Raw genomic sequence first — 26,992 nt, 5'->3', positions numbered from 1 at the left:
CGCCGGCGTTTGCCGGCGCGCCCCTGCTATGCGTCATACACGTTGCAATTGCCCCTACCTAGAAGTGTATGGCAGTTCGATCAATCACCTTTACGCTTTGGCCTACCTAGAACCGCAATCACGACGTTAACAAACACAAGCGCTGTTCCCAGCAGGAGTAGCGCCAAGGAGGCGGCGATCCAGTTGCTGTCGGCTGTCCTGGGGAGCGTGACGGTGGCAGCGCTGGCGGTCTTGGCCCTGGATGGCGCGGGCGCCGTGGTCCTGGTCGCCGTCGTTTCGGTTGTCGTGGTCGTCTTGGTCGGCGCAGTCGCGGGCTTCAGGACGGGATCGGTCGCGGACCCGGCACCGGGCCGCTCGACGGCAGGACCGGCACCGCCGGCCGGCTCGCCCGCGTCGTCGGTCTCCCCCGCCGGCGCCGTGGTGTCCTCGGGCTCGATCACCACATGCAGCGCCATGGCCCCGGAGGCATCCACAACGCCGCCGGCACCGAAGGCCCCGCCCGCAGGCGTCACAAAGCGCGCATGCACAAGCGACCCGCTCGTGCATGCAACACCGCCATCGGTACCGGTCGCATCGAGCCACGAGGCGTCGACGGAAAGCGTGCACCCGGCCGAGCCAACTCCCGCGCCCGCTCCCTGCAGGTACACGCCGTAGGCACGCGCGCCGGCGGCGGGCGCGGTCCCGACGGCGGCGACGCGCCCGCCGCCGCGCACGGCCATGTCGCCTGCGATCACGCCGGCGACCGCCTCGTCCGTAATATCGGCCCCGTCCGCCCGGGCATCGACGGTGCAGCCGTCCACCACGAGCGCCTGCGAGACGTGGATCCCGCACTGCGAGCCCGTCGCCGTCAGGGTCCCGGTACCGCGAAGCGTCAGGTTGCCCCACACCTCCATGCCGCACAGCGTGATGTCCGCATCGGGCGCATGCGACTCCGTCACCGAGTTCTGCCCCACAAGCGTCACGACCAGGTCGCCGCCGGCGCCGATAGCATCGCCCGCGTAGCCGTCGAGCTCCAGATGGCCGGCATCGGTCCAGGACCAACCGGGGCCCGACACGCCCGGCTCGCGGTACGTCGCGCCCGCGATGAACAGGCTCTCCGCGCCCGCGGCACAGGAAGGCCCGCCCAGCAAGACGCATAGGCAGGCCATAGCGACGATCGCAATGTGATGACGGCCGGTGTGGGACTCGGCGGCAAACATACCCGCTCCGATCTTCGCAGGAGCCAATAGAATGTGCACCAGAAAATGCCCTGGTGGCAGCGACTATTAGTTTAGCGAGATCGATGAGGGGGCAAAGAGAAATCGCGTGGACGATGTCCACAATTAGGTGTAAATCGTTTTGCCAGTCGGTGAAAGGAAGGATCAATAATTCCAGACGAAAAAAACACAGCGTTCATCTGCTGTTTCTTTCAGCGAAATAAGCGAACGACATGCCAAGCTTTTGAGCGATAACCAGGTGAGCGGCGATCCATGCACGCTTCTGCCTAAGTCAACAACGACGAACCCAGCATGCGAAGCGGACTGCAGCGCAAGCGGAGGAGCGCCGAGCCCTTGAGTTCAGGCGCTGCCGAACATAACGTCCCCCGGTGCCCCCGCTGACGAGGATTGTCGTTGGTACGGTTTCATTGAAGATGGAACCTCTATCGCTTCTTGATCACCTTCGCAGGCACGCCCGCGACGACCACGCCCTCGGGTACGTCGCGCGTGATGACCGCGCCTGCGCCCACGATGGAGTTCGACCCCACCGTGACCCCGCTCATGACCTGCGCACCGTAGCCCACCCACACGTTGTCGCCGAGTACGATGTCCGCCTCGTCGTGCCCTTGGCGGTTCACGGGGACGTCGGGGTCGGAGTGGCGGTGCATGTCGGTGCGCAGGTGCACGGCGTAGGACACGAGGCAGTCGTCGCCGATGACGATCTTAGCCCCGGGCGAGGCGCACAGCATGCCACCGTTCACGTAGGAATTGCGTCCAATTGTTATGTTCTCAGGATGGCTCAGCGAGACACCCCCCCCCACGTAACTATTCTCCCCGCAGCGGCACAGCGAGGTCTTGTAGGTCCCTAGGCACCTCATGCGGAGTCTCTCGAGGTTGTAGAAGAGCCAGCCGAGGGCGCGAAGCAGCATGCGAATCATCTCCCGACGAAGGACTTGAGGTAGCCTGCGAGCGCGCGCAGCCTAGACGGGCCATACAGCGCGAGTGAGAGGACGAGCAGCGCAGCATCGATAGCGAGCCGAAGGGCCAGTCGATCGGGCAGCGCGAGTGCGACGACGCAGACTGCGACGTAGGGCAGAAGCCCCCTGAGCATGAACGAGCGGTCGCGTATGCTCTGGTAGTAGTGCTCGCCTATCGCCGTCTTGAGCGCGAGGCCCACGGCCGCCGCGCCCCCGACCGAGACGGCTCCGCCGCCCAGCCCGAGCACGGGCACGAGCGCCAGCGAGAGCGCCACGCTCGAGGCGAGCGTGGCGGCAGAGATCAGCAGATTCAGCCCCGACTTCATCTTGAGGTTGATGCCCACCCCCGCCGTCTCGCCGATGGTGTAGCACAGAGGCCCCAGCGCTAGGAACGGTACAAGGCGCGCCCCCGCGGCGTAGTTCGGCTTGAACAGCAGGAACGCGAGGTCGACGATCATGGCGAGCAGCATGCAGGCGCTCACCGCCACCATGACCACGGCCTCGTGTACGCGCATGATTTTCCCCTGCTCGTCGCGCGCATGCTGGTAGACGTAGGGAGCCCAGAAGGCGTTGAAGCCGCTCTGGATGAGGTTGACGGCCAGTGACACGGTGAGGGCCGCCGTGAACACGCTGATGTTGGAGAAGCCCATGAGGGAGCGGATAGCGAACTGCGGCACATAGTTGGTGAGTATCGCGACCAGCCCCGACGCCAAGAGAGGCAGCGAGAAGCGGGCCTCGTCGCAGTAGAGGGAAGCCTCCCCGCGCAGGTCAGGGGCGGCGAGCTGCGCGCGCTCGTGCGCGGCGGCGGCCACCAGGATCGGCAGACAGGCGAGCGCAACCCAGCCGACCGCCACTACGTAGCTCGTGGACACGACCGCCGAGACGATGTAAAGACCCTTTTGGATGACCGATACGGCGCCGGCAAAGATGGTGTAGCCCCACACGTCCTCCGCCATCCGGTAGCGCAGCGAGAAGAACCTGAGCGCGACGACGCACAGCGTGACCAAGCAGATCATCGCCGTCGCTGGCATGCCGACCTCCCCGAACAACCACACCGACAGCGAGTCGTCGAACGCCCACGCCACGAGGCCCGCGGCCACGACGACGCACAAGCACGCCGAGACGCTAAACGTCAGCAGCCTCCTGCGCTGCCCCTCGTCCTTTGCGAGTGGGTAGAAGCGCACGTAGCCCTGGTCGAGCCCGAGGCAGAACAGGGTAAGCAGGACGTTGGTTACCGAGAAGAAGAAGTTGATCTTGCCGAGCGCGTCCTGGTCGTACAGGTGCGTCGACACCGGAACGACGACGAGCGAAAGCACCGCGCTCACGACGCTCACCATCGAGAAGCCGACTATCTTGCCGAGCAGGCCCCCGCGACTCATGAGCCGTCACCCCCGCGCGCAGTTCGCAGTGAGGAGGCCGAGACCGAGATCCCCAGCACCACCCAGAAGAGCAATCCAACGTCGAAGTTGTTCTGCGTGAGCGACACTTCGAGGCACTCGTGCACGAGCACGCCCACCAGCAGGGAGGCACCCACGCACGCCTGCCAGCCGCCTTCCTTCCCGAGGCGCTCCAAGACGAGCCATAGGAGGAGGAGCACAAACACGAGGCCGACCGCGCCGGACTGAAGGATGGTCTGCAGGTAGAGGTTGTGCGAGGAGAAGGACGTCTCGTACACCATGCTTGGGACCATGGAGAGCCCCAGGCCGAACACCTCGTGCCCCTTCACGGCGTCCAAGATCATCTTCCAGACGACCTCGCGGCCCGAGAAAAAGTTCTTGTTCAGCCACTCGCGCGACAACATCTCCAGGGAGTAACCCAGCTGCGTGCCGATCAGCGAGGGGTAGACGACCGTGAAGGCAAGCACCGCGACGAGCACGACGAAGAAGGCAACGCGCGCCACTGCGAGAAACGACCGTTTCTTGGAGACTGCGTGCAGCAGATAGGGTAAGGCCACTACCACGAGAAGCGCGAGCATCGCCGAGCGGCTGTTCGCGAACAGGAGCAGGACGAGCGCCATGGCGAAGACGCATAGGTCGGAGACCTTCGGCTTCGGCCCATCCATGGAGAGTAGCGAAAGGGCGCAGGCGCAAATAAGCACGACGGCGAACGCGTTGCTGTGGACATAGAATGCAGCGTAGTAGTTCGTGACCCGTCCGGACACAAACCAGTAGACCAGGGCAGCGAAGAGCAGGGCGGCGAAGAGCCTCTTAACCTTTGACACGCGCGCGGGCGTCCATTCATAGCTCGAGAAGGCCAGGAGTGTCGCGAGATAGACCGCAGTCTGCACGAGGCGCTCCGCCGCGCTGCCGCCATTCAGCAGCCAGCATATGATTAGATAGCAGAAGAGTCCGACGGATGTCCAGACAAGCCCCCCGTCGAGCCTCATCTTGGTAGCCCCGGCCGAGGCTACGAGGAGCAAGAGCAGGTCCAGCGCAAGGATTGCGGCGTAGAGGGGCGTCTTGAGCGACGAGAGCGCGGCGATCGGCAGGCAAACCAAGCATACGAGGAGGAGGAAGACTATCGTGTTCTCCTCCCGCTCGACCTCCCGCGCCCTCACCAGCGCGCGCACGCGCCCCTTTTCTCGCGAGGGGATCAGGCCCGACCCCCTCGGGCCCGCTCCGCAAAAAGATATGTCAGCAGCACCGCGCATCCGCGCCCCTTTTCTTGATGAGCCGTGCCGGAACCCCACCAACGACGGAGTACGGCTCGACGTCCTTGGTCACGACGGCGCCAGCGGAGAGGATGGAGTGCGCACCCACGTTCACGCCGGGCAGGATGGTGACGCGCCGACCAATCCACACGTCGTCCTCTATGGTCACGGGGCGGTAGTCCTCGTAGCCCTGCTCAATCATGGGCACGTCAACGCGGTCGTGCCTGTGATTGCGGGTAAGCACAACGCAATCCGGCCCCATCATCACGTCGCGACCGATGGTCACCGGCCCGAAGCACTCCGAGTCAATGCCCACCGACGAGCGGTCGCCCACAACGAGGCGAGAGTCGAACTCCGCGCCGTGCTCGATGTTCACGTCACGGCCCAGCTTACAGCCCATCAATCGAGCCACCCCGCCCCGCAGCTTCTTGGCCGGCGGGAAGCGGCGCGAGCGCGGCAGCAGTTTCGCAAGCATGCAGTACAGGCCCCTCGCGACCTTCTCCCTCATCGCGCTTCCTCCATGTTCCTACGGTAAATCTCCTCCACGCGGTCGAAGCAGACGCCCACCTCGTAGGCGCGCTCCACGTAGGCTCGGCCCTCGGCCCCCATGCGGGCGCGGCGAGCCGGGTCGTCGGCAAGCGCCTCCAAGGCATCGGCGAGGGCCGCCGGGTCGCGCCGGGGCGTGACGACGGCCGTGTGCCCGCCGTCGCAGGCCTCCATAAGGCCAGGGATGTCCGATATGATAAGTGGGGTTCCGCTCGCCTGCGCCTCGACCGCGGAGACGCCAAAGCTTTCGCTTTCGCTTTCGCTTTCTACTATTGCGATGTCGAGGCCCGCCCACTCCCGCGCGGCCTCCTCCTGCGGGATGAAGCCGAGCCAGTCGAGGTACCCGTCCATGCCGAGCCTCGTGGCGAGTGCCTTCAGCTCGGCCTCCATGGTGCCCTTGCCCGCGATGCGCACGCGCACGCCCAGGTCTGGCCTGCGGTCATGCAGGAGCGCGCAGCCGCGCAGCAGCGTGTCGATGCCGTACTTGCGTTCAAGCGCCTTCACGGTGCCCACCACGAGGCCCTCGTGGGGCTCACGCTTGCGAGGCGAGAAGAGCCCCATGTCCACGCCAAAGGGCGTTATCTCGAAGTCGCGCCCCGTGTACTTGGCACACTCCTCGGCCATAGCGCGGCTCGTGGACATGAGCCAGGCAGGCTTGGCGAGCGAGCGCCGGACGACGGCGCGGTGCAGTGGGGACTTGCGCGGGAAATCGTAGACGTCGGAGCCCCAGACCGAGAGGTAGTACGGGCGCCTGCACGCGAGCGACGCCACAAGCCCGTAGCTCGAGGCATAGTGAGCGTGCACGACGTCGGGGTCCAGCTCCTCGATGAGGCGGCGCGCCACGCCGACGGTGGAGAGGTAGCCGAGCTTCTGCAACTCCGAACCCTGGCGGGCGCTGGGGTTTTGCAGGTAGTGGACGGTGACGTTTTTCAGTTCGCGGATGGCTTCGGAGCGGCACTCCTCAAGGGAGAGGACGTGAACCCCGTAGCCCCGGAGCGAAAACTGGGACGCCCACTTGTAGGTGTGGTAGTTGTCGGCATTCGCTAAGTAACATATCGTCGTGGTCTTCTGCCGCACTACAGCCTCCAGTACCGGTACCCAGCGAACTCCGCCTTAGGCAGGACGCTCTTCACGTCCACGAGCACCTTCTCGGCGTCGGGCTTGTCGGCGAAGAGGGCCTTCACGTCGTCGCTGCTCATATCGCGGAACTGGCGGTGCGCCACCGCGACGATGAGGCAGTCGAGGTCGCGCAGCTCCTCCATGGGAACAAGGTCAACCCCGTAGGCAGCCTTGGCGTCAGCCGGGTCAGCCCAGGGGTCGCAGACCTGGGGCGCGATGCCGTACTGGCGCAGGCGAGCGAGAATGTCGTCCACCTTGGAGTTGCGCACGTCGGGACAGTCCTCCTTGAAGGTGAGTCCAAGCACGGCCACGCGCGACTTCGCGGGGGCAAGCCCGGCCTGTACCATCTCGCGGATGGCCGCGTCGGCCACGAATCCGCCCATGCCGTCGTTCACCTTGCGGCCGGAAAGGATAATCTGGCTGTGGTAGCCGAGCTTCTCGGCCTCGTAGGTGAAGTAGTAGGGGTCGACGCCGATGCAGTGCCCGCCCACCAGGCCCGGTCGGAAGCCCAAGGCGTTCCACTTGGTGTTCATGCCCTCGATGACCTCGGAGGTGTCGATGCCCATGCGGTCGAACACCATCGCGAGCTCGTTCATGAAGGCAATGTTTATGTCGCGCTGCGAGTTCTCGACGACCTTCACGGCCTCGGCGGTCTTGATGGTCGAGACCGGGAAGGTCCCAGCGGCGATCACGATGTCGTAGACCCTGCGGATGAGCTCGGCGGACTCGTCGTCCATGCCCGAGACCACCTTGCGGATGGTCGTAAGGGTATGCACGCGGTCGCCGGGGTTGATGCGTTCGGGGCTGTAGCCCACCTTGAAGTCCTCTCCGCACCTGAGGCCGGATTCACGCTCGAGAATCGGCACGCAGACGTCCTCGGTGACGCCCGGGTAGACGGTGGACTCGTAGACCACGATGCTGCCGGGCTTCAGGTGCTTGCCCAGCGTCTCCGACGCGCCGATGACGGGCGTTAGGTCGGGCGTCTTGTCCTGGTTCACGGGCGTGGGCACGGCCACGATGTGGAAGCGGGCCTCCTCTAGGCGCGTCGGGTCGGCCGTGAAGTCCACGGTCGTGTGAGCCAGGGCCTCGTCGCCTACCTCATTGGTGGAGTCGTGGCCCTGCTTGTACTGCTCGACCTTGGCCTCGTTGATGTCGAAGCCGATGACGGGGACGTGCTTGGCGAACTCGACGGCGATGGGCATGCCAACGTAGCCGAGGCCTACGAGCGAGAGCTTGGCGTCACCTGCGAGCAGATCTTCGTAAAGGGTTGTGAACATTTAAAAACTTCCTATTCTCTTGAGGGTTGCGTGGAACATCTGCCAGAACAGACAGTAGGCGGCGTACGGTAGCCACAGCCGCTCGATCTGTCTGTAGAGCATCCATGTGTTGCGGACGGCGGAGAGCTTGTTCGAACTGAGCGAGCCCGCCCGCTTACGGTTCGCCGCGAGTACTTCGTCGAGGCCGTGCAGCCTGTGGCCCGCCTTGATGACCTGGAGCCATGTGGCGGCGTCCTGCCTTTTGCGGATGTCGGGCATCACGAGAAGCGCCCGGTCCACGACGGCGGTGTCGAACATGACGGTGTGGCTGCACGTGGGCGGCTTGGTGAGGAAGCGGTGGTAGCCCACCTCGGCGTCCACGTGGACGTAGTTGCGATGATCCCCGTCCTCGTTCACCGTCTCGTAGGAGGTAAAGCACGCGCCTATGCGGCGGTCGCGCATGAAGCCGAGCTGGCGCTCGAGCTTCTCCGGCATCCAGTAATCGTCGGAGTCGAGGTAGGCGATGAAGCGGCCGCGCGCGTTCTCGAGGGCTCTGTTGCGGGCCTTGGCAGCGCCGCCGTTCTCGGGCTGTCGAAAAACGCGGAAGCGCGGGTCGCGGGCGGCGTAGGCGTCGGCCATCGCCGCGGAGCCGTCCGCGGAGCAGTCGTCCACGAGGATGGCCTCCCAGTCAGGCACCGTCTGCGCGACGAGCGAGTCCAAGGCCTCGGGAAGATACTTCTCGCAGTTGTAGAGCGGGATGATCACGCTCACCAAGGGCTTTGCATCCATGGTCATCGCCCAGTCCTCCTTTTTCCAAACATGGCACCGAAAGTGCCTGTAAAACATTTCCAGTCCATTCCGAAGCAACGGTTCCGCACGTAATGGAGCTCGATCTTCTGGCGCAGGCCACTCTCAAAGGTCGCGCCGTTGCGCTCAGTGGCCTGCCATAGGCCCGTGATGCCCGGGGCAACGCTCAACAGCTCTTCCTTCTCCTCGTCGGAGAAGTGCTGTTCCAGCTCATCACGTGTGATGGGACGTGGTCCGATAACGGACAAATCGCCCTTGAGCACGTTGAGGAACTGCGGCACCTCGTCGATGGAGCACTTACGGATGAACCTGCCCACCCTGGTGATGCGCGGGTCATCGTCGACCTTGCGCTCAACTTCCCACTGGTGCAGCTGCTCGGGACTCAGGTACTTGTGTACGTCGCTGGCGTCTGCCACCATGCTGCGGAGCTTAAGCACGCGGATCACCCGGCCTCCCCTGCCCACGCGCTCCTGCGTGTAGACCGGGCAGCCCGGTGACTCCGCGCATATCGCAGCGCAGACACAGGCCATGGGAATCGCCAGCACCGCGGTGCATCCGGCGCTGAAAGCTATGTCGAATGTTCTCTTGCATATGCGGTAGAAGAGGGTCCCCGTAGGTTTCCTAGGCATGGGCTAGCACCCCGCCAACGAAAAAGTCTCGGGAGATGCCTCTAGCAGGCACCCCCCCCCCGTTATCATTTCGACGACCGTGAGCGCTACGATCTTCAGGTCGGTGGCCACACCGCGCTTAGCGATGTACTCAAGATCGCGGCGGACCATGCCGTCGAAGTCGGTATCGTTGCGCTCCGTCACCTGCCACCAGCCGGTGATCCCAGGCTTTACGGCCAGGCGCTGCAGGTCGTACTCGGTGTACTCCGCGACCTCGTTCGGCAGCGGCGGGCGCGGGCCCACGACTGACATCTGGCCCAGGAACACATTGAGGAACTGCGGGAACTCGTCGATGGAGTGCTTGCGGATGAACCTCCCGATCCTGGTGACGCGCGGGTCGTCCTTCATCTTGAACATGGCGCCGGCGATCTCGTTCTGCTCCTTGAGCTCGGCGAGACGCTCGTCGGCGTCCTTGTACATGCTGCGGAACTTCCACATGCGGAAGGTAGTCAGGCTGCCGTCGGGTCGGGTCTGGCCCACGCGGATCTGGCTATAGAAGGGGTTGCCCGCGCTCTCCAGGCGGATGGCCGCAGCCAAAATCAGGCTCGGAATGGCGATGACGGCCAGCACACAACCGCTGAACACGATGTCGAAGGCGCGCTTGACGGCGCGGTAGGCAAGGCGCGAGTTGTCCCAGTCCATGATGGATTGCATGGCCTTATATCGACCGGCGCCTTCACGCCGGTCCATGGCCTGAGCAATCAGCGCCGCCCCTACGGGCGCATTGCTCTCTGTCACTTCTTTATTAGCAGTCACGATAAAACTTACGTCCCTGTCCCTAGGAACCCCTCGTCCATGAATTCAAAAAACGAATGATTTGCCGGTGCAACGTCTCCCTTACGTTTTGCTGGGCACGTCGAGCGCAAGCAGCTCCCTAAATGCGGAGTCGCCTTCGCCTACGTCCACCAGGCACCAGCGCTTATGACGGTCGATCTTTTTAACTCGGGCCTCTTGCCCCACCAAGGGACCCTGTTCTATGTGCAGTACGCCGTCTTCTATGCGCGCGACGCTGTTGCGTACCACGCCGTCATCGTCCAGCACGCTGCGGTACCAGTCCTGCGCATCGTCCGGCATGGGCATGTACGCCCGCTCCCTACTGCCGGCGATGCGGCAGCCAAAGCTCAGCTGAGCCAGGGCCCTATCGAGAGAAGCGGCATCGTGCGTGGCGACGAAGAAATATTCCTTGTACATAGGTTTGGTTTGGAGCGACCAGGCGCCATCCCGCTTAAACCAGAACTCCTTTTGCATCACAAAAGCGTCCTGCATCAGCTCGTGCGGGATAATGCGGCGGACCTTTTCGCAGGTCTCACGCTCTTTACCGTTGGGGGTGTGGACCAGATACCAGCGGACGCGGCCGTGTTGGCTGTTGATGGTGGCGCCGTTAAAAGCGCCCGGCAACTGCTCTTGGCGCCGTGCCGTCTGTTCCATGTTCTCGCCCCCTCTTTTGGCTTTGCGATGCACGCAAATGCAGGGGCGTTTAGAACAGGCTTCTCGCTCGCAGCTAGGCGCAGTCGCAAAAGTACAGGTTTTTGTATCTTTCGACTGACGACATTATACGAGCAATTAATCAGCGTTTGCCCAGATTACGCAAAATGTACTGCTAGTAGGTACATCTCCATACCCCTCTATAAAAACCTGTACCTTTTTGTGCAACAAAAAAAGCCGCTCAACCAGCTGCTTTTCTAATTTCGTCATGAAAAAAGGCGACCGCCCTTTGTGGACGGTCGCCTTTGTTAATTGTTGTGAAGTTTGCCTTAGGCGCGAGTCTTGATCTCCTCGAGCACCTTGGCAACAAACTCGTCAACGCTCATCTGAACGGTCTCGTTGGAGCGATCGCGGACGGAGATGTTGCCGGCCTCGACCTCCTTCTCGCCCAGGATGAGCATGTAGGGCACGCGGTCGATGCTGCGGGCCTCGCGGATCTTGTAGCCGATCTTCTCGTCGCGATCGTCGCAGACCACGCGAATGCCGGCCTCCTCCAACTTGGCGCATACCTCGTGAGCGTAGTCGCGGCTCTTCTCAGAGACGGGAAGTGCCTTGACCTGCACGGGGGCCAGCCAGGTGGGGAACTTGCCCGCAAAGTGCTCAATCAGAATACCAATGAAGCGCTCGATGGAGCCAAAGCACACGCGATGCAGCATGATGGGGCGCTTCTTGGTGCCGTCAGCGTCAACATACTCCAGGTCAAAGTTGAGCGGCATCTGGAAGTCGAGCTGGACGGTGCCGCATTGCCAGGTACGGCCGAGCGAGTCCTCCAGGTGGAAGTCGATCTTGGGGCCGTAGAAGGCGCCGTCGCCCTCGTTGACCTCGTAGTCCATGTGCAGCTGCTCCAGAGCGGTACGCAGGCCTTCCTCAGCGCGCGCCCAGTCCTCGTCGGAGCCCATGGAGTCCTCGGGGCGGGTGGAAAGCTCAACGTGGTACTTAAAGCCAAACTTTTGGTACACGGAATCGATGAGGTTGACCACGCCCACGATCTCGTCGGTCAGCTGGTCGGGACGCACAAACAGGTGGGCGTCGTCCTGGTTAAAGCAGCGCACACGGAACAGGCCGTGCAGGGCGCCGCGCAGCTCGTGGCGGTGCACCAGGCCAATCTCGCCGGCGCGAATGGGCAGCTCGCGATAGGAGTGCGGCTTGGAGGCGTACACCAGCACGCCGCCCGGGCAGTTCATGGGCTTAATGCAGTACTCTTCGTCGTCGATGACGGTGGAGTACATGTTGTCCTTGTAGTGGTCCCAGTGGCCCGAGGTCTTCCACAGCTGCTTGTTCATGATGAGCGGCGTGGAGATCTCCACGTAGCCGGCCTTGTGGTGGATCTCGCGCCAGTAGTCCAGCAGCGTGTTCTTAAGGATCATGCCGTTGGGCAGGAAGAACGGGAAGCCAGGGGCCTCGTCGCGCATCATAAAGAGGTCCATCTCGCGGCCGATCTTGCGGTGGTCGCGCTTCTTGGCCTCCTCCAGCATGTGCATGTGCTCGTCGAGCTCTTCCTTGGTGGCAAAGGCGACGCCGTTGATGCGGGTGAGCATCTTGTTGTCCTTGTCGCCCTTCCAGTAAGCACCCGAGACGCCGGTAAGCTTAAAGGCCTTCAGGGCCTTGGTGTAGCAGATGTGGGGACCGACGCACATGTCGATGTAGTCGCCCTGCTGGTAGAAGGTGATGCGGGCGTCGTCGTCCAGGTCGCCGATGTGCTCGACCTTGTACTTCTCGCCGCGCTCCTCCATAAGGGCGATGGCCTCGGCGCGGGGCTTCTCGTACACGGTGAACTTGAGATTCTCCTTGACGATCTTTTTCATCTCGGCCTCGATCGCGGGGAAGTCGTCCTCGCTGATCTTGACGCCCTCGGGCAGGTCGACGTCGTAGTAGAAGCCGTTGTCGGTCGCGGGGCCGTAGGCAAAGTCGGCCTGGGGGTATAGGCGCTTGATGGCCTGCGCCATGATGTGCGCGGCGGAGTGGCGGATGACGTGCGTGACCTCGTCCTGCGGGAGCTCGGCCACCGAACCGTCATTGTAGAGTGCCTTCATGGGTATGTTTTCTCCTCTCGGATGCCTGATGCAAGTGCGTGCTATGCGCTCGGCGTTTTTGACTTGCATCATTATAGGCAGGTTGCCTTGGTATACAAGCGCCCGCCGCACCTTAATGGCACGGCGGGCGATTTTCTACGCATGCTTCATCGTGTGGGGCGGGTTGCGCGTGTGGCTCGCACGGGATGCGCGGTGCCCGTGGCTTGCGGCCGGCCCGGCGATGGATGCGCTACTGAATGCGAGTTCGGCAGTAGGGGCAGACCTTCCAGTGCGCATCGAGCGGGCGATGGCAGCTGGGGCATACGTTGCGAACCTGGGTGTCGCACACCGGGCAGACGACGAAGTCCTTCTCGATGGGCGCGCCGCACTGCGGGCAGGTGCCGTACTGGGCAAGTTGGCGCTCGCGCAGGGCCATGTCCAGCTCCTGCTCCTCGCGGTCGGACGCATAGGAGTGCGGGCGCAGGACCAGGTAGGCGATGAGGCCTACAAACGGGATGAGGGCGATGATGCCCCATGCCACGTAGGCGCTGGCGCCGCGGCGGCGAGCGTCGATGAACACATAGACGACCGACAGCACATACAGGGCGATGATAAAGCCAACGAAGGCATAGACGACGCCCATGAGCTGCGGCGACATGAGCTCGGAGATGTACTTGGACATTACGGGTACCTTTCGGAATATTTACAGTATGGTCAAGTTTACCACGGGGTTTGTTTATATGGGACCACGGCTAGGGGCGGGGCTGGCGCGGACACAAACATCTCAATCTGTAACTGGTGGAAGCGGAATCCGGGTCTAGGTGTTACAGATCGAGACGCAGGGGCCCCTCCCCAACTTCAATCTCGATCTGTAACACGTAGGACCGTAATTCCTCTCTTACTGTTACAGGTCGAGACAAACGGTTGCCGTAGCTGTCGGCAGACGAGGTTATCGACGTTACTGAGTCTCCCCTCGTCTGCCGTTAGCGGGTACAGCGGGGCTGTTCGCCGCATTGCCGCCGCACTGAGGGTGTGCAGACCGTAGGATAGTCTTATTGACAGCCTGTCAACTCGTCTGGGAGGCACTGTGACAGAAACGTTTGATATCGCGATTGTCGGCGCGGGCATCACCGGATGCGCCATCGCGCGGCAGCTCGCGCGCTATGACCTGTCCATTTGCGTGGTCGAGGCGGCTAACGATATTGCGCTGGGCGCGTCGAAGGCCAACGGCGGCCTGGTGCACGCTGGCTACGATCCGGCGCCGGGCACGGTTAAGGCCCAGGTCAACGCTCGTGGTTGTGAGCTGTACGGTACGTGGGCGCAGGAGCTGGGCTTTTTGTTCCGTCGCACCGGATCGATGGTGTTGGGCTTTAACGACGAGGACCGCGCGCATCTGGAGCAGCTGCGGTGCAACGGCCTTGCCAACGGCGTGCCCGAGCTGTCGATCATCGGACCCGACCGCATCCACGAATTAGAGCCGCGCGCCAGTGCCGATGCAACGTGCGCGTTGTGGTGCCCCTCCACTGGCTTTGTCGACCCGTTTGAGGTTGCCATCGCCGCGCTGGAGAACGCCGTGGCCAACGGGGTGACGTTTATGCGCTCCGCACCGGTGGAGGCGATTGAAGTCGCAGGCTCGGGCGACGACGCGCGCTTTACGCTGGCGACCCCTGCTGGCAGCGTGCGCTGCCGCTACCTGATCAACGCCGCGGGCAACGGCGCCGCCGACATCTCGCATATGGCGGGCGCCGAGGAGTTCCAGATGGTCTGGCGTCAGGGCAACATCGTGGTGCTGGACAAGGAGCCGCGTGCGCTTATGCCGCTCTACCCCGTGCCCACGCCGTTGTCCAAGGGCGTTATCGTCACGGGCACGGTCCACGGCAACACCGTGATCACCGCCACGGCTGCCGTGCGTGAGCCGGGCGACACGCAGACCTATGCGAGCGATGTGAACGCGCTGCTGACCGGCGCGCGCAAGCTGGTGCCCGATCTGGACACGCGCCGCGTGGTGCGCGCATTTGCCGGCGGGCGTCCGGTCATTCAGGGAACGAACGACTTCTTTATTGGACAGTCAGCCGTGGTGCCGGGGCTTTTCCAGGCGGCGGGCATTCAGTCGCCGGGTGTGGCAAGCGCGCCGGCCATTGCCGAGCGCATGGAGTGTGTGATGCGCAAGGCGGGCGTGGAGCTGCACGAGCGGGCAGACTGGAACCCAATTCGCCGCGCACCGGACGACTTTGACCGCGCACCGCTGGCGCGCAAGGAAGAGCTCATCGAGTCCGATCCCACGTGGGGACAGATTGTCTGCCGCTGCGAGACGGTGCCCGAGGCCGAGATTGTGGCCGCGATCCGACGCCAGCCGGGCGCAGTTTCGGTCGAGGGTGTCAAGCGCCGCTGCCGCGCCGGCATGGGTCGGTGCCAGAGCGGTTTTTGCCAGAGCCGTGTGGTGGCGATTCTTGCCCGAGAGCTGGACTGCGACCCCAGCGAGGTATTACTGGAGGACGCCGGCTCCTGGCTGGTCGAGGGACCTTTGAAGGGGGTGCGCTAGGATGGCGACGTTTGATATGCGCGACGAACGCACAGGGGCAGAAGCCGTAGCGGCAGTGCAGACGCAAGCGTTCGACGTGGTCGTTATCGGTGGCGGACCTGCCGGCATGGCGGCCGCGCTTGCCGCTCATAAGGCCAGAGCACGCGTGGCCATCGTGGAGCGCGAGCAGCACCTGGGCGGCATCCTCCGCCAGTGCATCCACCCCGGCTTTGGCCTGTCGCACTTTAAGCAAGAGCTCACCGGTCCCGAGTACGCGCAGCGCTTTATCGACCAGGTGCACGCAACCGACATTGCGCTGCTCCTGAACAGCATGGTAATTGGGATTGATTCAGGCGAGCCGACGGGAGCCACCGCAGTCCATACCGTCACGCTCATGAGCCCTGCCGGCATGCTACAGCTCACCGGGCGAGCGGTCGTCCTTGCCATGGGCTGCCGCGAGCGCACCCGAAGCGAGATCAAAATTCCCGGTAGCCGCCCCGCCGGCGTATTTTCGGCCGGCTTGGCGCAGCGATACATCAATATCGAAAACCTCAAGCCCGGCTCGCGCGCCGTCATTTTGGGTTCGGGCGACATCGGGCTGATCATGGCACGTCGCTGCACGCTCGAGGGGATTTCGGTCGAGGGTGTGTACGAGCTCATGCCGTACGCCAACGGGCTGCGCCGCAATGTGAAGAACTGTCTGGACGACTTTGGCATTCCGCTGCACCTGTCCACCACCGTGACGCGTGTAATTGGGCACGATCGCGTGGAAGCCGTCGAGGTGAGTCAGGTCGGCGAGCGCCTGGCGCCCATTCCGGGGACCGAGCGCGTTGTTCCGTGCGACACGTTACTGCTTTCGGTGGGCCTGATTCCCGAGAACGAGCTTTCGGTTGCCGCGAGCGTGGAGCTGGACCCACGCACACGCGGCGCCGTGGTGGACCAGAGCCTGCAGACGGGCGTGCCGGGCATCTTTGCGTGCGGCAACGTGCTGCACGTGCACGACCTGGCCGACAACGTGACAACCGAGTCCGAGCGCGCCGGTGCGGCTGCGGCGGCGTGGGCGTTGGAGACCGGCGCGGGCGCCGTTTCGGACTGCGAGCTCACGGTCTCCCCAGCCGGCATCGCGGGCTACACGCTGCCGGGACGCATTACGGCTGTGGCGCTCACCAAGCTCAACTTCCGCGTACGCCGACCGGTCGATACCGCCCGCGTGCGTATTCTGGCAGGCGACGAGGAACTGCTTGCAGGCAAGGTCCGCGCGTTTAAGCCGAGCGTTATGGAGAGTTTCCCACTACCGGCGAAAGTCATCCAGCAAGCGCTCGACCTGGGCGCCAACGAGATAGTCCTGTCCGTCGATCCCGTCGAGGAGGCATAGACTATGAGCGATAACGTGATCGAAACGCTGCAGTTCAACTGCACGACCTGTCCATCCGAATGCCTTCTGACCGTAAAGGTGGAGCGCGACGCCAATGGCGCCGTGGTGGAAGTGCGCTCCGCAACCGGCAACAACTGCCCGCGCGGCGATAAGTTCGCACATCAGGAGCTCACCTGCCCTATGCGCGTGCTCACGACGACCGTGGCCGTCTCCGGCAGCGACGAAGCCCTGCTCCCCGTGCGCACATCCGAAGCCATCCCGCTAGAACTCCACGCCCAAGCCATGAATCTCATCCGAGGCCTAGTCGTCAACGCCCCCATCCGCATGGGAGACGTCGTGCTGGAGAACCTCCTAGACACCAACATCAACCTAATCGCCAGCATGGACATCGAGTAGCTAATTTGGGACGGGGCTCTTTTAGCTACCCCGCCATCCACCCCGCCCCTCCTCAATTGCGGTGAAATAGTTCCTGATTTCCGCCAAAACCCCGGCATCCAGGAACTATTCCACCGCAACTATCCTTGGAATCGGTATTTAGATTGTGCCTACTTTAGTGCCATTTCAAAACTATGCCGGATTACGGGGCTAATTCGGAGACCCCCATCCTTGCCGGCACTTTTCGATTTTTGATAAGCCGTCTACCTGCGGTTTTAATTTCGCGATTTTTCCCATGGTCAAGTAATACAGGTCCAGCCCCGTAATCCACCATACTTTTGAAACCAGCCCATTTGGGACGGGCCTCTTTTGACATCTTTTACTGCTTGATAGGCTGGTCATGCCAAGGAGTGTCCCGAAGTGCCGGCATAAAAGGAACGTCCCTAACTGCCGGGCTAAAGGAACGTCCCTATGTGCCGGGCTTGGGATACCATGGTGGCAGTCTAGCGAAAGGATGTTTCATGGCACATGTCGATGACCAGCGTGTGGCGTGCGTGCTCGATACACTCGAAGCGCAGCACCCCGGCGCACAGCTGCTCGTAAACGACCCGTGGTCGATCTATTACCTGACCGGCTTTTATGCCGATATGTTCGAGCGTTTTTGCGGCGTGCTGCTCGCGCGCGGCGCCGAGCCGGTGATCCTAGTCAACGCCCTGCACCAGCTGCCAGAGTATGACAATGCCCGCGTTGCCTACCACACCGATACCGATATCGTGACCGATGCCATCGCTCGCGAGATCGATCCGACCAAGCCGCTCGGCATCGACACTGTCATGCGTTCCGGCTTTTTGATGCCGCTCATGGAGCGCCATGCCGCCAGCGAGTTTTTCCTGGGTGATTTTGCCGTGACCGCCGCGCGAACCTACAAAGACGCCGCCGAGCAGGAACTCATGCGCGTGTCCTCGGCAGCCAACGACGCCGTGATGGCCGACGCGATCAAACTCGTCCACGAAGGCGTGACAGAGCGCGAGATTGCCGACCAGATGCTCGGCCTGTATCGCAAGCATGGCTGCGAGAGCTTTAGCTTTCCGCCCATCGTGAGCTTTGGCGCCAACGCCGGCGACCCGCACCACGAGCCCGACAACACCGTACTCAAGCGCGGCGACGTGGTGCTGTTCGATATTGGCGGACGTCACCGCAACTACTGCTCGGATATGACGCGCACGTTCTTTTGGGGCGAGCCGGACGAGGAGACGACACGCATCTACGACATCGTGCGCCGCGCCAACGAGGCCGCCGAGGCTCTCATCGTACCGGGCGTGCGCATGTGCGACCTGGACCGCGCCGCGCGCGACGTGATTGAGGACGCAGGCTACGGTAAGTACTTTACGCATCGCTTGGGCCACTCGATTGGTCTGCAGGACCACGAGCCGGGCGACGTCTCGCTCGTCAACGAGCAGGGCGTAGAGCCGGGCATGACGTTCTCCATCGAGCCGGGCATCTACCTCCCCGGCCGCACCGGCGTCCGCATCGAGGACCTTGCCCTGGTCACCGAGAACGGCGTCGAGATTCTCAACGCCTACCCCCACGACGCCATGCGCCTGGACTAGGCTCATCCCCAACTGAAGAGGAAACTTGGGTAGCTAATTTGGGACGGGGCTTTTTTAGCTGCCCTATGTCAAATGTGGTTTCCTGCTTCGAAGACTCCGGGTAGGGTAGCTAAAAAAGCCCCGTCCCAAATTAGCTACCCTCCAGGATGGGTTAACGGAGCAGGCCGGCTACTTCGCCGGCTAGGGTGATGGTGCCGGCTGCTACGAAGGGCTCGCCCGCGGCATCGAAGGCAGCGAGGGCCTCGGGCACGCTGGGGTACACGCCCGCGAGCTTATCGGCATCAACGAGAGCGGCGAGCTCCTCTGCCGGTAGGGCGCGATCAGAATCGGTCTGCGTTACGACTACACGCGGGAAGGCCGGGATCAGCACGTCGACGATACCCGCCACATCCTTGTCTGCCAGCGCGGCACACAGCAGCGTGGGGCGGTTCTCCACGCACGGATCGATCTCGTCCAGCGCGCTCACAAAGTTCTCGCAGCTCTGGGGATTATGACAGGCGTCAATCAGCTTGAGCGGATCAGTTCCCAGCACATCAAATCGGCCCGGCGTGGGGCAGCCCATAAGCGAAGCATCAAGCTTGTCATGGTCGAGCTCGCGGCCCAGATACCCCTCGCACAGCATAATCGCACACGCTGCATTCTGCGGCTGATACGCCGGCTTCACCATGCTCGACGCATAGATCGCACGCGGCGTAGTGCAGCTAAACTCCACCGTGTCGCCCACACGCGCCGGCACCTTAGTCGTGGCGTGGCTCACCACGAGCGGCACGATGCCGCACTCGCGGCAACGGGCATCCATCACGCGCTGAACGCTCGCCTCGTGCGTGCCCTCGCCCAAAACAACCAAGCGCCCGGGTTTGATAACCGCAGCCTTCTCCCCCGCAATGGCCTCGAGCGTATCGCCCAAAATGCGCGTGTGATCGAGCCCAATGCCCGTAATGGCAACGGCGACGGGATCGGTCGCACTCGTGGCGTCCCAACGTCCGCCCATGCCGACCTCGAGCACGGCAACATCCACCGCGGCCTCGGCAAACACCACAAGCGCAGCAGCCGTCAGCAGGTCAAACGGCGTGATGGTATAGGCGCGCTCCCCCGCCGCCACACGGTGCGCATTCACGCGACGCCCCGCCTCGACAGCCGCCGAAACGCCACGGGCAAAGGTCTCGTCACTCACGACGCGCCCGTCAACCTCCATGCGCTCGGGATAGCGAACAAGCTGCGGCGACGTATACAGCGCGGTCTTGAGCCCTTCGCCGCGAAGAATAGCAGCCGAAAAACGCGTGGTCGAAGTCTTGCCATTGGTACCGGCAACCTGAATGCAATCAAAGTACTCGTCCGGATGCCCCAGCTCATCGAGCATATCGACAACCGTCTCAAGCAGAGGCCCAGCATCCCCAGAAATCCGCCCCGTATCAGCAGCAAGCCCCACAGCCTCATCAAACGAAAGCAAATCAAACTCAAAAGGAACGGTATACAAGCCAGAACGCTTAGGCATATTCAGAACCGCCATTCATAGAAAAATAAAACAGTATAGGTTGAGGATAGTCAGCGAAAACGCCTCTGATGAGCCAAGGTGCCGTAAAACAAGGGCGCATAGGGCTTATGCCCATGCACCCGAAGTTGAACGGCAGATTGGCCATCAGAGGCGTTTGCAGCGTCGAGTCAGCCGCCGTTCGTTAGGACGGCGGAATAGGAGTCCGCAGTAGCGAGCAATGCCCCAAACCGCGTCCCCCAGTACCGCCTACGAGAAGTCAGCAACCTGAGCAGTCAGCGCCGCCAGGATCTCCTTGAGCTCAGCCGCACGGTCCCTCTTCTTCTGGACCACCGCGGGCGCGGCCTTGGCCACAAAGCCCTCGTTGGCAAGGGTCTTCTCGCAGCCGGCGAGCTCCTTCTGCGCCGCGGCGATCTCCTTCTCCAGGCGTGCCTTCTCGGCCGAAAGGTCAACCTTGCCCTCGAGCACCACAAAGACCTCGACGCCGCTATCGACCACGGCGATGCTCGCGGCCGGCTTCTCAACGTCGGTACCCATGACCAGCGAGGCGGTGTTGGCCAGCGGCTCGATGGTCGAGCGCAGGCTCTCGAGCTTCTCGACGTCCTCGGCACCGGCGCGCACGACCACGTCGAGCTCTGCCTTGGGGCTCAAGCGATAACGCGAACGGGTGGCGCGGGCGGCGGAAACGACGGTACGGCACAGCTCAAACGCGCGCTCGGCAGGCTCGTCGACGTACTTGGCGTAGTCGGCGGGCTCCGGCCACTTGGCGATCATGAGCGCCTCGGCGCGGTCCACGTTGCCCTCGGCGTCCAGATCGAGCACGCTCGCCGGCATGTTGTCCCAAATCTCCTCGGTGACAAACGGCATGAGCGGGTGCATCAGGCGAATGGAGGTATCGAGCACAAAGATCAGGTTGCGCTGAGCCTGCAGACGGCCCTCGCCCTTCAGGCGGGCCTTAGTGACCTCGACGTACCAGTCGCAGACCTCGTTCCAGAAGAACTGCTGCACGCCGCGGGCCATGTCGCCAAAGGTGTAGTTCTCGATGCCCTCGGTGACCATCTTCACGGCCTTGGCCAGACGGCTGAACATCCAGGCGTCGGCCGGCGTCTCCACGACGGGCTCGCCGGGCGTGTAGCCCTCCATGTTCATGAGCAGGAAGCGGCTGGCGTTCCAGATCTTGGTCACAAACGACTTGGCCTGCTCGGTGCGCGGGCTGTCGATGAGCTTCTTGGACTTCCTATCGATGTTCGCGTCGAACTTAACGTCCTGATTGTTGGTGCACAGCGTGAGTAGGTTGTAGCGCATGGCGTCGGCACCGTACATGCCAATGAGGTCCATGGGGTCAACGCCGTTGCCCTTGGACTTGGACATGCGGCTGCCGTCCTTGGCAAGAATCGTCGGGTAGATGACGACATCCTTAAACGGCACCTCGTCCAGGAAGTACAGCGAGCTCATGACCATGCGGGCAACCCACAGCGCGATGATGTCGCGTGCAGTGACGAGCGCTGTCGTGGGGTGATGGCCCTCGAGCAGCTCCGGCTTTTGCGGCCAGCCCTGCGTGGCGAAGGTCCACAGCTGCGAGCTGAACCAGGTGTCCAGCACGTTCTCGTCCTGATGCACGTGATGGCCGCCGCACTTGGGGCACACATCGGTGTCCTCGGTGAGGGCGTCCTCCCAGCCGCAGTCCTCGCAGTAGAACACGGGGATGCGGTGGCCCCACCACAGCTGGCGGCTGATGCACCAGTCCTTGAGGTTCTCCATCCAGGTAGTGTAGGTCTGCGTCCAGCGCGCGGGGTGGAAGGTGACCTTGCCGGAGTTGACGGCGTCAAGCGCCGGTCCCTTGAGCTTGTCGACGGCCACGAACCACTGCTCGGACAGCCACGGCTCCAGCGCGGAGTCGCAACGGTAGCAGTGCATGACGGAGTGGTCGTGGTCCTCGACGTGATCGAGCAGGTCATGCTCCTCAAACCACTTAATGACGGCCTCACGGCATTCCTCGCGGGTCATGCCGGTGAACTCACCGTAGCCCTCGACGACCACCGCGTGCTCGTCGAAGATATTGATCTGCGGCAGGTCGTGGGCCTGACCCATGGCGTAGTCGTTGGGGTCGTGGGCCGGGGTGACCTTAACGAAGCCGGAGCCAAAGTTGGCGTCGACGTGCCAATCCTCAAAGATGGGGATCTCGCGGTCGACGATGGGGAGCTTGACGGTCTTGCCCACAAAGGCGGCCTTCTCGGGGTCCTTCGGGGAGACGGCAACGCCCGTGTCGCCGAGCATGGTCTCGGGGCGCGTGGTGGCGACGACGATGTAGTCCTGGCCGTTGACCGGCTCGGTCAGCGGGTAGCGCAGGTGCCACAGGTGGCCCTTCTCGTCCTTGTACTCGGCCTCGTCGTCCGAGATGGCGGTGGTGCAGTTGGGGCACCAGTTGACGATGCGCTTGCCGCGGTAGATCAGGCCGTCGTGGTACCAGTCGCAGAACACCTTGCGCACGGCCTGGGCGTAGTCCTCGTCCATGGTAAAGCGCTCGTTATCAAAGTCGACGGAGCAGCCCATGCGCTTGATCTGCTCGACGATGATGCCGCCGTACTCGTGGGTCCAGTCCCAGCAGGCGTCGACAAACTTGTCGCGGCCAATCTCCAGGCGGCTAATGCCCTCGCTCTTGAGCTTTTTGTCAACCTTGGTCTGCGTGGCGATACCGGCGTGGTCGGTACCCAGCACCCAGCGCGTGGACTTGCCGCGCATGCGGGCCATACGGATGATGGCGTCCTGGATGGAGTCGTCGGTGGCGTGGCCCATGTGGAGCTTGCCGGTCACGTTGGGAGGCGGAATGGTGACGGTACAGTCGCCCACGCCCTCGCGGCGCTTGTAGTAGCCGCCGTCGAGCCACTTCTGCAGGATCGCCGGCTCGTTGGTCGACGGATCGTAGTTCTTGGGCATCTCTTCCATATATCTCTCCCTGTCCCGCCGGGGAGGAATGTAGGCCCGATTTTCGTTCGGTCAGGTCCTGGGCTCGCTCGAAGACCACATTAAGTGGTCTTCGGCTCGTGCGGAATCTACGAAAAACGGGCCTACATTCCTCCCCTTAGGTATCGATTACTTCAGTCTGAATTGACTTCGCTTTGGCTTAAACAAACACACAGAATAGCACAGGTAGTTGGGGTTATTGCGTATATATAAAATAGCCTCCGACCGCGGGTGGTCGGAGGCTATTTGCAAGCACGTATTTGGCTGGTTTAGCCGTAGATGCGCTGGGGTTGCTCTTCGCCCTTTACGGAGGCTTCGGTCACGACGACCTTGGTAACGCCCTCCTCACTGGGGAGGTCGAACATCGTCTGCTGCAGCACGTCCTCGCAGATGGAGCGCAGGCCGCGGGCGCCGGTCTTACGGGCAAGTGCCATGCGGGCGATCTCGTGCAGGGCCGCGTCCTCAAACTCAAGCTCAACGTCCTCGAGCTGGAACATCTTGCGGTACTGGCGCACCACGGCGTTCTTGGGCTCGGTCAGGATCGACACCAGGTCGTCCTCGTCGAGCGCCTGCGTCTGGGTGACGACCGGCGTACGTCCCACAAACTCGGGGATCATGCCAAAGGCGTTGAGGTCCTGCGGGAGCACCTGACGCAGCAGGTCGTTCTCGTCGACCGAGGTGGGGCCGGCGATCTCGGAGTTAAAGCCCACACCCTTGTTGCCAACACGGTCGGCGATGATCTTATCCAGGCCCACAAAGGCACCGCCGCAGATAAACAGGATGTTGGTCGTGTCGATCTGCAACAGCTCCTGCTGGGGATGCTTGCGGCCGCCGGTGGGCGGAACGCTTGCCACCGTGCCCTCAAGAATCTTAAGCAGTGCCTGCTGAACGCCCTCGCCCGAAACATCGCGGGTGATGGACAGGTTCTCGGCCTTGCGGGCGATCTTGTCGATCTCGTCCACATAGATGATGCCCACCTGTGCGCGCTCGATATCGCCATCGGCAGCGTTGATGAGCTTGAGCAGGATGTTCTCCACGTCCTCGCCCACATAGCCGGCCTCGGTGAGCGCGGTGGCGTCGGCGATGGCAAACGGCACCTCGAGAATACGCGCGAGCGTCTGGGCAAGCAGGGTCTTACCGGTACCGGTGGGACCGAGCAGCAAAATGTTGGACTTGGCGAGCTCCACCTCGTCCATATCGTCGTCGAGCTGCGCGTCCGAGCCGTCGTCATAGGCCGAAAGCGCAGCGCCGCCCTCAATCACGCGGCGGTAGTGGTTGTACACGGCAACCGACATGGCGCGCTTGGCGTCTTCCTGGCCCATGACATAGGCCGAAAGCTCGGCATAGATCTCGTGCGGCGTCGGCACGCGCGTAATGACCTGACGCATATCGTCCTCGAGCTCAAAGCCCTCGGCCTCGGTATCCACAGCGGGCTGAGACGCAGCCTGGCCGTGGTCGTTGAGGAAGCCCGGCAGCTTGCCGTTGCGGGCGGCGTCCATAAAGTCCGAAGCCAGCGACTCCTCCAAAATCTCGGAGCAGGCGGCAACGCACTCGTCGCAGATAAAGATGTTGGTCGGACCCTTAACAAGGCGGCGAACCTGACCCTGCTCTTTTCCGCAGAAGGAGCAGCGGATGGGGTTTCCGTTCTCGTCGAAGTTATCCTGCATGTTACCTGCCATCCTAGGCATCCTTCGCGGCGAGATCGCGCGAGGTGACGATACGGTCGATAAGACCGTAGTCGAGGGCCTCGGCAGCGGTCAGGTAGTTGTCGCGCTCGGTATCAGCCTGGACCTTCTCGATGGGCTGGCCCGAGGCATCGGACAGGATCTGGTTGAGCTCGCGACGGGTCTTCTTGATCTCCTCGGCAACGATCTCAATCTCGGTCTGCTGGCCCTGGGCGCCACCGCTGGGCTGGTGAATCATGACCTTGGAGTGCGGCAAGCAGAAGCGCTTGCCCTTGGCGCCGGCCGAAAGAAGCACGGCGGCCATAGACGCGGCCATACCGACACAGATGGTGGAGACCTGCGGCTTGATAAAGTTCATGGTGTCAAGAATCGCCAGGCCGGAGTATACCTCGCCACCGGGCGAATTGATGTAGAGCGAGATATCCTTCTCGGCATCCTGGCTCTCAAGATGCAGCAGCTGGGCAACGACCAGGTTGGCACTGACAGAGTTGATCTCCTCGCCCAAGAAGATGATGCGGTCGTTGAGCAGGCGCGAATAGATATCGTAGCTGCGCTCACCGCGCGGCGTCTGCTCGATAACGTATGGCACGAGGGCGGAATCGAACTTAGCGATCATACGCATCTCCATTTCTCTCTTGCGGACCAAATTGGTTCTAGATAAACGTACGGTGCCCGCATGCTATGCATTGGCTGGCACCGTACGAAACAACCGGATAACCGGCTTATAACTTTACCCCATCACGGGCACACGCATGCGCTCGCGGACAAGGTGGCGAGAATTACTCGGCGTCCTTGGCGGTCTCGTCGACCTCGGTCACCTTGGCGTTCTCGACCAGGTGATCGACGGCCTTGGAGCGACGGATGGACTCGCGGACGGCGGGCATGCGGCCATCGGCGATGAACTCGGCCTTGGAAGCCTCGACGTCCTTGACGCCAGCCTTCTCAAACTCGGCGTTGATGTCGTCCTCGGTGACCTCGATCTTGAGCTCACGGGCGAGGGCGTCGAGCGCCAGGGACTCACGGGCAACGTCGTTGGCCTGCTTGTGCAGATCGCCGATGAACTGCTCCATGGTCAGACCGGAAGCGGGCAGCCAGGTGTCCAGGGTCATGCCGCGGGCAGCAAGGTTGGACAGGAAGTTCTGGCCAAGCTCCTCAAAGACGGATTGCTCGTAGTCGGCGTCCATCTCCTCGAGCTGCAGACGCTCGGCGAGAGCGGAGACGCAACGGTTCTCCTTCTCGGCCGGGAGGCGGGAAGCCTTGTCCTGCTCGATCTCGAGCTTGATGGCGTCGCGCATGGCCTCGATGCTGTCGAAGCCAAAGTCGGACTTGACGAGCTCGTCGGTGAGCTCGGGGGTGTTGCGGACCTTGATGCCCTTGACGGTGACCTCGACGGTGTGGGTCTCGGCCTCCTCGCCCTCCTCGACCTCGTCGGTCCAGGTGACGGTCTTGACGTCGTCAACGTTAGCGCCGATCAGGGCCTCGTTGAACTCCTTGGGGTTGCTGTCGCTACCGGCGATGAGCATACGGCCCTCGGCGGCGAAGTTATCAGCGTTCTCGACGGCCTTGAGGTCGACGGTCACATAGTCGTCAGCCTCGACGGCGCGGCCCTCGACGTCCTCGAAGGTAGCGCGGTAGTTGAGGAGCATCTCGACCTGGTTGTTGATCTCGGACTCGGTGACCTCCGCGGGAGGCATCTCGATCTCGACCGCATCGAAGGAGGAGAGCTCAGCGGCAGGACGCAGGGAGAACTCGACAGTGTAGGTGTAGTCCTCGTGATCCTTGGCGAGGTCGAGCTCCTTGTAGTCACCGTTCTTGGTGGGGACGATGTCCAGCTCGTTGAGGACGGCGGGCTCGTTGGCGGCGATCAAGTCGTTAGTGGCCTGAGCGAGGGTAGCCTCGGCGCCAAGAGCGGAGTCGATAACCGGACGGGGAGCCTTGCCGGCACGGAAGCCCGGGAAGCGGTACTTCTTGGCGGTGTCCTTGTAGGCCTTCTTGATCGCGGCGTCGACGTCGGCGGCCGGGATGGTGACCGTAGCGGTGAGCTTGGCGTCCTTGACGTCAGAAGCGGTGATGTTCAACACGTTCCTCCTCATACTGCCCAGCTTATCTGAGGTGCTGGTACCTTTTATGCAACAAAGAGTCGCGACGGCGGGAGCCGACGCAAGTGCGTTGGTGCGGGCGAAAGGACTCGAACCTTCACGGGAATCCCACCAGAACCTAAATCTGGCGCGTCTACCAATTCCGCCACGCCCGC

At 62.7% G+C, this 26,992-nt stretch carries 22 protein-coding genes and 1 tRNA gene; 4 read left to right on the top strand and 19 right to left on the bottom strand.

The window, feature by feature from the left end:
- Positions 1–80 precede the first annotated feature (80 nt).
- From DXD94_RS00525 to DXD94_RS00465, 13 genes are all read right to left on the bottom strand, one after another.
- A complete protein-coding gene (locus DXD94_RS00525) occupies positions 81–1,226 on the bottom strand; it encodes a hypothetical protein (protein WP_147347109.1) in 1,146 nt (381 codons plus the stop codon).
- 413 nt (positions 1,227–1,639) lie between these two features.
- The gene (locus DXD94_RS00520; protein WP_199407146.1) at positions 1,640–2,125 is read right to left on the bottom strand and encodes a DapH/DapD/GlmU-related protein; all 486 of its coding nucleotides are present in this window, start codon (positions 2,123–2,125) and stop codon (positions 1,640–1,642) included.
- Positions 2,126–2,130: 5 nt separating this feature from the next.
- On the bottom strand, positions 2,131–3,552 hold the full coding sequence (locus DXD94_RS00515; protein WP_117743635.1) for a lipopolysaccharide biosynthesis protein: 1,422 nt from the start codon (positions 3,550–3,552) through the stop codon (positions 2,131–2,133).
- Complete coding sequence (locus tag DXD94_RS00510; RefSeq protein WP_158553172.1) at positions 3,549–4,742, bottom strand: O-antigen ligase; 1,194 nt, start codon at positions 4,740–4,742, stop codon at positions 3,549–3,551. Before DXD94_RS00510 ends, DXD94_RS00515 begins: the two co-directional genes overlap by 4 nt.
- Positions 4,743–4,806: 64 nt before the next feature.
- The gene (locus DXD94_RS00505; protein WP_117743633.1) at positions 4,807–5,331 is read right to left on the bottom strand and encodes a DapH/DapD/GlmU-related protein; all 525 of its coding nucleotides are present in this window, start codon (positions 5,329–5,331) and stop codon (positions 4,807–4,809) included.
- Positions 5,328–6,446 (bottom strand): glycosyltransferase, encoded by a 1,119-nt coding sequence (locus DXD94_RS00500; protein WP_117743632.1) that lies wholly within the window; start codon positions 6,444–6,446, stop codon positions 5,328–5,330. The genes DXD94_RS00505 and DXD94_RS00500 overlap by 4 nt, the downstream gene beginning before the upstream one ends.
- On the bottom strand, positions 6,446–7,765 hold the full coding sequence (locus tag DXD94_RS00495) for a nucleotide sugar dehydrogenase (RefSeq protein WP_117762884.1): 1,320 nt from the start codon (positions 7,763–7,765) through the stop codon (positions 6,446–6,448). Before DXD94_RS00495 ends, DXD94_RS00500 begins: the two co-directional genes overlap by 1 nt.
- Positions 7,766–8,539 (bottom strand): glycosyltransferase family 2 protein, encoded by a 774-nt coding sequence (locus DXD94_RS00490; RefSeq protein WP_199407145.1) that lies wholly within the window; start codon positions 8,537–8,539, stop codon positions 7,766–7,768.
- Positions 8,536–9,180, bottom strand: a complete 645-nt coding sequence (locus DXD94_RS00485; RefSeq protein ID WP_117743629.1) for a sugar transferase — start codon at positions 9,178–9,180, stop codon at positions 8,536–8,538. Before DXD94_RS00485 ends, DXD94_RS00490 begins: the two co-directional genes overlap by 4 nt.
- A gap of 3 nt (positions 9,181–9,183) precedes the next feature.
- A complete protein-coding gene (locus tag DXD94_RS00480) occupies positions 9,184–9,957 on the bottom strand; it encodes a sugar transferase (RefSeq protein ID WP_233540284.1) in 774 nt (257 codons plus the stop codon).
- A 99-nt stretch (positions 9,958–10,056) separates the two neighbouring features.
- Positions 10,057–10,647, bottom strand: a complete 591-nt coding sequence (locus DXD94_RS00475) for a hypothetical protein (protein ID WP_117743627.1) — start codon at positions 10,645–10,647, stop codon at positions 10,057–10,059.
- 326 nt (positions 10,648–10,973) lie between these two features.
- On the bottom strand, positions 10,974–12,737 hold the full coding sequence (thrS, locus tag DXD94_RS00470) for a threonine--tRNA ligase (protein WP_117743626.1): 1,764 nt from the start codon (positions 12,735–12,737) through the stop codon (positions 10,974–10,976).
- A 229-nt stretch (positions 12,738–12,966) separates the two neighbouring features.
- A complete protein-coding gene (locus DXD94_RS00465; RefSeq protein WP_055251579.1) occupies positions 12,967–13,398 on the bottom strand; it encodes a zinc ribbon domain-containing protein in 432 nt (143 codons plus the stop codon).
- Positions 13,399–13,803: 405 nt separating this feature from the next.
- Here DXD94_RS00465 and DXD94_RS00460 point away from each other — a divergent pair, with 405 nt between their 5' ends.
- The 4 genes from DXD94_RS00460 (at position 13,804) to DXD94_RS00445 (ending at position 18,597) form a co-directional block, all read left to right on the top strand.
- Positions 13,804–15,258, top strand: a complete 1,455-nt coding sequence (locus DXD94_RS00460; protein ID WP_117762882.1) for an NAD(P)/FAD-dependent oxidoreductase — start codon at positions 13,804–13,806, stop codon at positions 15,256–15,258.
- Between the two features lies 1 nt (position 15,259).
- Complete coding sequence (locus tag DXD94_RS00455; RefSeq protein ID WP_233540283.1) at positions 15,260–16,612, top strand: NAD(P)/FAD-dependent oxidoreductase; 1,353 nt, start codon at positions 15,260–15,262, stop codon at positions 16,610–16,612.
- 3 nt (positions 16,613–16,615) lie between these two features.
- Entirely contained in the window at positions 16,616–17,008 is a 393-nt protein-coding gene (locus DXD94_RS00450; RefSeq protein ID WP_117762881.1) for a DUF1667 domain-containing protein, read from the top strand.
- A 500-nt stretch (positions 17,009–17,508) separates the two neighbouring features.
- A complete protein-coding gene (locus DXD94_RS00445) occupies positions 17,509–18,597 on the top strand; it encodes a Xaa-Pro peptidase family protein (protein WP_199568313.1) in 1,089 nt (362 codons plus the stop codon).
- 151 nt (positions 18,598–18,748) lie between these two features.
- On the opposite strand, the gene DXD94_RS00440 is transcribed toward DXD94_RS00445, so the two are convergent.
- From DXD94_RS00440 to DXD94_RS00415, 6 genes are all read right to left on the bottom strand, one after another.
- Positions 18,749–20,092 carry a folylpolyglutamate synthase/dihydrofolate synthase family protein gene (locus DXD94_RS00440; protein ID WP_117762880.1) on the bottom strand — a complete coding sequence of 448 codons (1,344 nt, stop codon included), beginning with the start codon at positions 20,090–20,092 and terminating at the stop codon, positions 18,749–18,751.
- Positions 20,093–20,338: 246 nt separating this feature from the next.
- Positions 20,339–23,035 carry a valine--tRNA ligase gene (locus DXD94_RS00435; protein ID WP_117762879.1) on the bottom strand — a complete coding sequence of 899 codons (2,697 nt, stop codon included), beginning with the start codon at positions 23,033–23,035 and terminating at the stop codon, positions 20,339–20,341.
- Between the two features lie 287 nt (positions 23,036–23,322).
- The gene (clpX, locus tag DXD94_RS00430; RefSeq protein ID WP_117762878.1) at positions 23,323–24,732 is read right to left on the bottom strand and encodes an ATP-dependent Clp protease ATP-binding subunit ClpX; all 1,410 of its coding nucleotides are present in this window, start codon (positions 24,730–24,732) and stop codon (positions 23,323–23,325) included.
- A 1-nt stretch (position 24,733) separates the two neighbouring features.
- On the bottom strand, positions 24,734–25,354 hold the full coding sequence (locus tag DXD94_RS00425; RefSeq protein ID WP_022095182.1) for an ATP-dependent Clp protease proteolytic subunit: 621 nt from the start codon (positions 25,352–25,354) through the stop codon (positions 24,734–24,736).
- A gap of 163 nt (positions 25,355–25,517) precedes the next feature.
- Positions 25,518–26,819 (bottom strand): trigger factor, encoded by a 1,302-nt coding sequence (gene tig, locus DXD94_RS00420; RefSeq protein ID WP_233540282.1) that lies wholly within the window; start codon positions 26,817–26,819, stop codon positions 25,518–25,520.
- Positions 26,820–26,908: 89 nt separating this feature from the next.
- Positions 26,909–26,992, bottom strand: a tRNA-Leu gene (locus tag DXD94_RS00415).

This window comes from Collinsella sp. TM10-22, assembly GCF_003466125.1.
Classification (GTDB): Bacteria; Actinomycetota; Coriobacteriia; order Coriobacteriales; family Coriobacteriaceae; genus Collinsella.
This window is presented reverse-complemented; position numbering and strand designations above follow the sequence as displayed.